The 7,056-nt window shown below is 64.0% G+C and carries 4 protein-coding genes; 2 read left to right on the plus strand and 2 right to left on the minus strand.

Annotated elements, in window-relative coordinates; genetic code table 11:
• Positions 1-116: 116 nt before the first annotated feature.
• Together AB0H84_RS52615 and AB0H84_RS52620 are read right to left on the minus strand one after the other, a co-directional pair.
• The gene (locus tag AB0H84_RS52615) at positions 117-554 is read right to left on the minus strand and encodes a hypothetical protein (protein WP_357622107.1); all 438 of its coding nucleotides are present in this window, start codon (positions 552-554) and stop codon (positions 117-119) included.
• A gap of 84 nt (positions 555-638) precedes the next feature.
• Positions 639-4,781: an SGNH/GDSL hydrolase family protein gene (locus tag AB0H84_RS52620; RefSeq protein WP_357622110.1), complete on the minus strand. Its 4,143-nt coding sequence runs from the start codon at positions 4,779-4,781 to the stop codon at positions 639-641.
• Positions 4,782-5,721: 940 nt separating this feature from the next.
• On the opposite strand from AB0H84_RS52620, the gene AB0H84_RS52625 reads away from it, so the two are divergent.
• Both AB0H84_RS52625 and AB0H84_RS52630 read left to right on the plus strand, forming a co-directional pair.
• On the plus strand, positions 5,722-6,291 hold the full coding sequence (locus tag AB0H84_RS52625; RefSeq protein WP_357622112.1) for a DUF4158 domain-containing protein: 570 nt from the start codon (positions 5,722-5,724) through the stop codon (positions 6,289-6,291).
• Positions 6,292-6,757: 466 nt separating this feature from the next.
• Positions 6,758-6,913 (plus strand): hypothetical protein, encoded by a 156-nt coding sequence (locus AB0H84_RS52630; RefSeq protein WP_357622114.1) that lies wholly within the window; start codon positions 6,758-6,760, stop codon positions 6,911-6,913.
• The last annotated feature ends 143 nt before the right edge of the window (positions 6,914-7,056 follow it).

Below are 7,056 nucleotides of genomic sequence, written 5' to 3' on the forward strand. Positions count from 1 at the left end.
TCTCAAAATCCTTGAAAGGTACCGGGCCGACCGCCCTTTCAGAGCGCGGCCAGCACGTGAGCGGCCATTCATGGCGGGCATCCGTGAAGACGGGACGGGTGGACAGCGGCCGCAGGTCACGGCGGGCTGGTCATGGCCGGTCCGCGTCGTTCCGGCTCGCATCCGGAGATCTTGTCCAGATCGTATCGCTGGTGAGGGGTTCCGATGTTGGTGAAGGTGATGTCGTAGCATCGCACTACCAAGCTATTGCCGAAGAAGAGGTCTGCCACTACGGTGACGTCTGTCGAAATGACAAGGGTACTCGTATCCGGTCGGCTGGCTTTGAGAACGCCAGCTCCTGTGACGCTACGCCAGGAATCCCCTGCCGGATTTTCACGAAGTCGTTGTCCGACCTGCTCAGCATACCTCTTGAGTGCGGACTCAGATTTCCCCTCTATATGCGATTCCAAGACCGCGCCATACAATAAGTTAGGACCAAATACTATGCCGAGGACGACGGCCAGGAACACGAGCAGCGCAATCACGTAACGCCGGCTCGGCTTCTTCTCGGTCATGTCGTCATCCTAGGTCGACTCCGCAGCCTACTGGGTGTACCGCACGCTTCTCGTACGGTACACCCAGCACTTCAGCCGACTGGTCTACCAACCGGTGTAGTCGATTCCTGTGCCGGCGGCAAGGTGCTCCTGGAGAGTCTGCGTGTAGGCTGCGATCCCCTTGGCGTTTGGATGCATGGACGTGCGACTCGCGCACCTACCGCCGTCGGGGATGCAGCCGTCGAACACGTCGTCGAAGTCGCCGTCCCCGGTCTTGTCGAAATTGATCGGGATGATCCATGGGTCGTCGTCACAGACGCCGTGAATTCCGAACTTCGATATCGGATTGGCGAACGATACCTCCTTGCCGGCCGCCTTCAAGCTCGCCACCATGGACGACTCTTGGGCGGCCATGAAGTCGGACACTCGGTTGAGCATCTCCATCTCCACGGCACTGAAGTTTATCGTGGAACTGCAGGGCTGCAGGGGGGCGCTCAAGGCATGTCCATCGAAGATTCTCGGATATCCCATCAGGACGATCTTGGCTTTCTTGCCCCGTGTGGAGGAGTCGTTCTCGACGGCGTCACTGATGCGTTCGAGGGTGTCTTTCACGTTGTAGGGAACCAGGACACCGTTGCGGTCAAGGTCGTATACCCAGTTGTTGACGGCGCCGGTTATTTTGCCTTTCAGTTCTTGCTCGTAGTCGTCGCCCTGGCAGGCCAGTACGTAGCACTTAAACACCACATCGGGGAATCCCGCGTCGTTCCCGCCAATCGAGAGCGTCACCAGCGAGGTGTTCTCGTCGAGGTATCCCGCAGCCAGCTGGCTGATCTCCCGGAATCTGCCCTCCGCCTCACCGCGATATTCGCTCCATCCCAGCTTGTTCGTCTGGTGGCGCGGGGCCGACCGTTTCATGTCGATCGCCGTGGCGCCGGAGCAGGCCACGAAGTGGAAGTCAAGGTTCGGGTCGAAGCTGTCCGCCAGTTCCCCGATGGTCTTGGTCTGACCGGGCAGGATGGTCTTCCTGATCCAGGAGTCTTTGCTGCGGCGGCAGGCGTTCCACGCCGCTGACTTGTAGCTTAGGTCGGTTTCATGGGCGTAGCTCCCGACGCCTTCTCCAGAGGAGTAGGAGTCGCCCAGGGCCACGACGAAATGCTTTGGCTTGGCCGACAGGGGCTGGATTGCGATGGCGTCCCAGGTGATGGCGGTGGTGCCGTCGCCTTCCTCGTTCAAAGTGGTCAGGCTGACCGAAGGCGTGCCGTCGAATTTGAAGACGCCGAGGCTTCGCCATTGGTTGCTCTGCGTCAGTTGTGACAGGTATCGGGTCTCGGATTTCCCGCTTCCCAGGTTCACGGTGTAGGGGGCCTGCTGTGTCTGGGCACGGCGCTCAGGGTTGTGGATGATCACGCGGGCCCAGCCATGGATCTCGCGGTTGAGCGTCCAGGTGCCGGTCACCTGCATGACCGCCCCGTTCTGGTTGGGGCGGCGGGTGAAGGCGAACCACTGGTGCCCGCCGTACCCGTTGCCGAGTTGCTGGAAGTCGGCCCTGGCGGGCACGCGCCCGGCCGAGTCGCGGCCGAACTGGAACGTGAGTGTTCCCGCGGTGGTCACCGTCGTGGATTTGCACGATCCGATCTGCGGTGGGACAGAGGCAGAGGCTGGTACGTCGTCGATGACCAGGGAGCCTGACGGTAGACCCGGGGTCAGGCAGGTCCGCCAGTAGTCCTGTGGCTCCTCGCGTTCGTGACTGGCGTAGTACGGGTCGTCATACCGGAAGGTCCCCTCCACCCCGCATGCGGATGGACAGGTCTTCCACGCCTTGGGCAGATGCCACCAGCAGTGGAAGTCGGCCCGCTGGCAGGTGCCGGCCTCGGAAGACGAGGTGCCGGGCGTGCAACCGTTGTCGGAGGTGCAGAACGCGTTGACGTCCACCGTGATCAGGGTGCCATTCCTGATGATCGGGACGATCGCCGACCGGAAGTCGTCGGTGGCCCATCCGGCCTGGTTGTAGCCCGCTTGCTCCTTCCACGTCTTGGAGGCGGTATCCCAGTAGGTCTTGATGATCGGCCATGCTGCCCAGCCCAGCACCTTCTCCTGGTAGGGCCAGTACTGTGGGGTGGCTGCGTCGGCGTAGGTGTTGTGGTCCAGGAACGGATGGCGGCCCGGCTTCCACAGGCCGCTGGAGGGATTGTTGGTCCACCCCAGTCCCCAGGTGTCGGCGCCGTTGGGGCCGCCCACGTCGGCCTTCGGGTGGTAGCCACTGTTGTAGGCCCAGACTGCGAAATACCAGCTCTCGAGCTTGGACGGGTCGCCGCCGCTGGACAGCACCGTGCCGCCGGAGTCGTCCCAGATCTGGTTCCACTTCTGGGTCAGGGTCCGCAGCCCGGCCGCGATGTTGGTGAGATAGTCCACGGCCACGGCCTTCTGCTTGTTCGGCGGCCAGGCCGTCTCCCCCTCCCGCTCGTGGCCAGCCAGGCGCATCCCATCGGTCTGTTGGGAGACGCCGTAACCGCAGTCGGCCTTGGAGAAGTCGATGGCCCAGTCGTTGCTGGGGTCCTTGTCGTAGACGTCGACCCCGTAGTAGTTGCCGACCAGCGGGTTGCCTGTCTCCCCTTCCATCACATTGCGCTGTGCCTGCCACAGGTTCGACTCCTGGGCCAAGATGCCCAGCATGATATTGGTCGGCACTCGGCCGCCGCCTCGCAGGTCCTCGGCCGGGAACATCGCCTGTGGTGACCACGTCGGCAGGCCCGAGCCCTTCCAGTCGTCCGGCCGGGTCAGCGTCAGACGCTTGAGCACCAGCTGGTCGACCGCCCATTCCACCTGCCGCCAGTGCGGCTGGTATACCTGGATCTTCGGATCATTGCGCGGCACCGCGCAGGTGTAACCGGTGTCCACCGTGCTGTCTGCAGCCGCTGACAGGCCGGAGACGGCCTTGTGCGTGGCGAACGCCTTCATCAGCCGCCGGTTCGGGGTGCCGCCCGTGTCCCCCCGGGGGGCGACCCGTTCACGCGGCGCCACCTCGAACGACAGGCTCGCCCCGGTGGCCGGGACGCGTGCGGAGATGTCCACGTCCTCCGGCCCGGCGACGTCGCCGCTGGCGCCGGAAATTGCGGTGTCATGCGGGTCGCCCTGCTCCGCCCGTCGCAGTCCGTGTCGGCTGGCGCTGCGGACTATGATCTCGCCGCGTGCCGAGATCTGGCCTTCGGGACGAGCGTTGACACGGGTCATCCCGGCCGGCAACGCCGCCACGCTGACGCTCTCATCGCCCATGAGGAACAGCCGTCCGCCGGCGCCCGACTGCACGCTCAGGCCGCCGAGTGGGCCCTTGGCCACCGTACGCGGCTTGCCGTGTGGGCCGTCGAGGTAGCTGATCGTGACCTGTCCCTGGCTCTGCTCGGCGTAGGCGATGCCGCCGGAGGCGTCCACACGGACGTCGAAAGGCAGGGAACCTGTACGAGCCAGAACGCGGCGCTTGCCGTTGCCCGAGACTGCGACCAGGGCATTCCCTGACGCCGCCACGATCTCCTCGCCGTAAGGCACCGCCGAGGTGAACTGGCCGGCCAGCACCGTGGCCCGAGCGACCTTCCTGTCCTCAGCATCAATCATCAGTAGGCGGCTGGAGGTATGGCCCTCCACAGCCGCCTGTGTCAGTACCGCCTTCCTGCCCGCACCGCAGCCCGGGTTGAAGTAGGCCAGGCTCACCTGGTCGTCAAGCTTCGTCACTTGACCTGTCTTCACATCGACGACCGCTGCGAAGGCGCCGCGGGCGAACAACTCGGCCCGGTTGGTGAAGTGCCGGGGCGCGTAGACCACTATGGCGCTACCGCCGTCGCCGGTCAGGCATGCGTTGCCAACCCACTGATCGGTGTCCATCCCGGGCTCGGACAACGTGCTGAGCGTCCGCCACTGGTAGCCGGTCCGCGTCTCCGCGATCAGCAGGTGGAAGCCAGTGGAGTCACCGGCCGTAGCATAGGCAACGTCCTTTGACGACTCCCATCCGCTAGGTAACACCTGTTGACGGCGGGCTTCCGGTACATCAGAAGTACGGGCGCCCTCGGATCTTTCGGCGGGCGGTGAAGGAGACTGTCGATCGGACGTAGGGAGCGGGGTGGCGGCCTCGATGGCGGTGTTGGAGCCATCGAGCGCAGCAGCTGATGCGCCGCTGCCAGGAAGACTGGCGGACGTCAGGAGAACCGCGACCGCCGCTCTCGCCAAAAACGTGCGTAACCATGCGGACTTGGACACACATACTCCCGGCAGAGGAAGCATTCAGCGCTCGCCTAGACCGCTGAATTCAAACAGCTCGATGGGCGATGGCAGAGACGGCCTCATTGAAGTCGCCCTAGCAGGCGATTTCAACACGAGACACGGACGCGCATTATCCAGCCGCGCTGTTGCGGGGTGAGACGAAGTCAGAGACGGTGTATCACGGGGCGGGATCGGCTATCCGTTCAACTCTGCCTACCAAGGTGTACCTGGAGTTATCGCTTGAGTCAAGATCGGGCTCGAAGCTCGCATGTCTAGTAGGGATTACTTTGAACTGTGATACGAGAGCCCCTTGATCCGGCTTCCTGGGGGCTAGTCTCCTACGGAGGGTACGTTTCCGGATACTTCATAGCTCCCTCCGGGTGGATAGCGCTATCCAGGCCGGACGTCGTAGATCGTGAACGAAGGGCTCTTCGGCGAGCGGATAGCGCCGACGTGATATAGGTCACTTTGAAGTGGGATTGTCATGTCTTAGCGGAAGGCAGATCATCGAGCGGTCGTACGCGAGACCGAGCTGAAGGGTCTCGGTTGAGTCGAGTGGCCTGTCACAGTAACTGGTCGAGACCCTTTGGTTGCCTATCTCATCCCTGCTGGAGTGCCTCAACGATGCATGGCTGGTCAACCGGATCTTCTATGTCACCGCTGACTCGTTCGCGGTATGGCTGCCAAAGCCCTGGCCGGTCAACCTGCTACTCGACCACATCGCGTCCAGGCCTTATTACCAGCACCCGAGTTCAACGAACCTCCACTTGTCCTGAATCGCCAAGGGAAAAAAGGACTGAATCCCCATCGCTCGTTTCCCGCTCACGTTGACGAAAGGACTCACGGAGTGAGCAAATCCAAGGGCGGATTCCCAGCGCGGCTCCACGGAACGTACTCGTAGGAAACCACTCCTTGGCCATCGTGGGGTGTCGTGCCGATGTCCCAGCGCAGCACGCCGTTCGAGCATCAGGAGGCGATCCGCAAGGCATACGCGCTGAAGGAGTTCTCCCAGGCGGAAGCGGATTTCATCGCGTGGGCGAGCGCGCGGGCATGGAACACCGGCGACGGCAAGAAGACGATCTTCTGTGACGGGGTGACGTGGCTGCGCACCAATAAGGTGCTGCTCCCGGGTGTGACCACGCGGGCACGGCTGGTCGACCGAGTGCGGGATGAGGCCACCGACCGTCTCTATGACACGCTGCGCGGGGTGCTGTCGCCACGGCAGCGGGTGATCCTGGAGATGCTGCTGGAGGTGCCCGAAGGCCGGCGCGCTTCGGACCTGGAGCGCTGGCGCAAGGGCCCGGCGGCGCCCTCGGGCAGGAATCTGGAGAAGGTGCTGGAGCTTGCCGCGGAAATCCTCGGAGTGGGGCTGGAGGCATGCCGCTGCCGCCGGAGGTGCCGCACCGGCGGATGGTCGACCTGGCGCGGTACGGCATGCAGGCCACAGCGACCGCTTTGCGCCGCCATGGCCCCTCCCGCCAGCTCGCCACGCTGCTGGCCACGGTGATCTATCTGGAGGGCAAGACGGTCGACGACTGCCTGGAGATGCTGGACCTGCTGGTCACCACCGAACTGGTCGGCAAGGCCGAGACCGCCACCGACAAGGACCGGGCACGCCAGCATCCGAAACTGGCCAAGCACTCGGCCACGCTCGCCGCAGCGGTGGAAACCCTGCTGGAAGTCACCGAGTACAGGGAGGAACTCCGGTTGGATCAGGTGTGGGAGGCGATCGACGCGATCGTGCCCCGGCGGGAGTTACGGGAGGCCGTCGCGGCGGTGACCGAGATGGTGCCGCCGCCCGACGTCGATGCCGACGGAGAGATGCGGGCGCTGCCGGCCTCGCGGATCGCCACCGTGTCGGGGTCCCTCAAGACGCTGACCACGGTGATCGAATTCGGTGCCAACGCCGAAGGCGCGCGGGCGCTCGCGGCGATGAAGCAGCTGCCCGGCTGCTGGACGGACGCAAGAAGAAGGTGACCGAGGCCGACATCGACCCCGAGCTGGTGACTGGGTCCTGGAAGCGGCTGGTGTTCAAGAGCTTGCCGAACGGCAGCACCGTGGACAAGAACGCCTACACCATGTGCGTGCTCACCCAGTTTCACCGGCACCTCCAGCGCCGCGACGTCTAAGCCGAGGCCTCGGCGCGCTGGCGGGATCCACGCGGGCAACTGCTGGACGGTGCTAGGGCCTGTTCTGAGTTCGGATCTCTATGTGGGCTGCAGGCTTCGGATCCACAAGATGGCACCACGTAGGTGGAGCCCAGCGAGATAGC

Source organism: Nonomuraea sp. NPDC050786 (assembly GCF_040654115.1).
Classification (GTDB): Bacteria; Actinomycetota; Actinomycetes; order Streptosporangiales; family Streptosporangiaceae; genus Nonomuraea.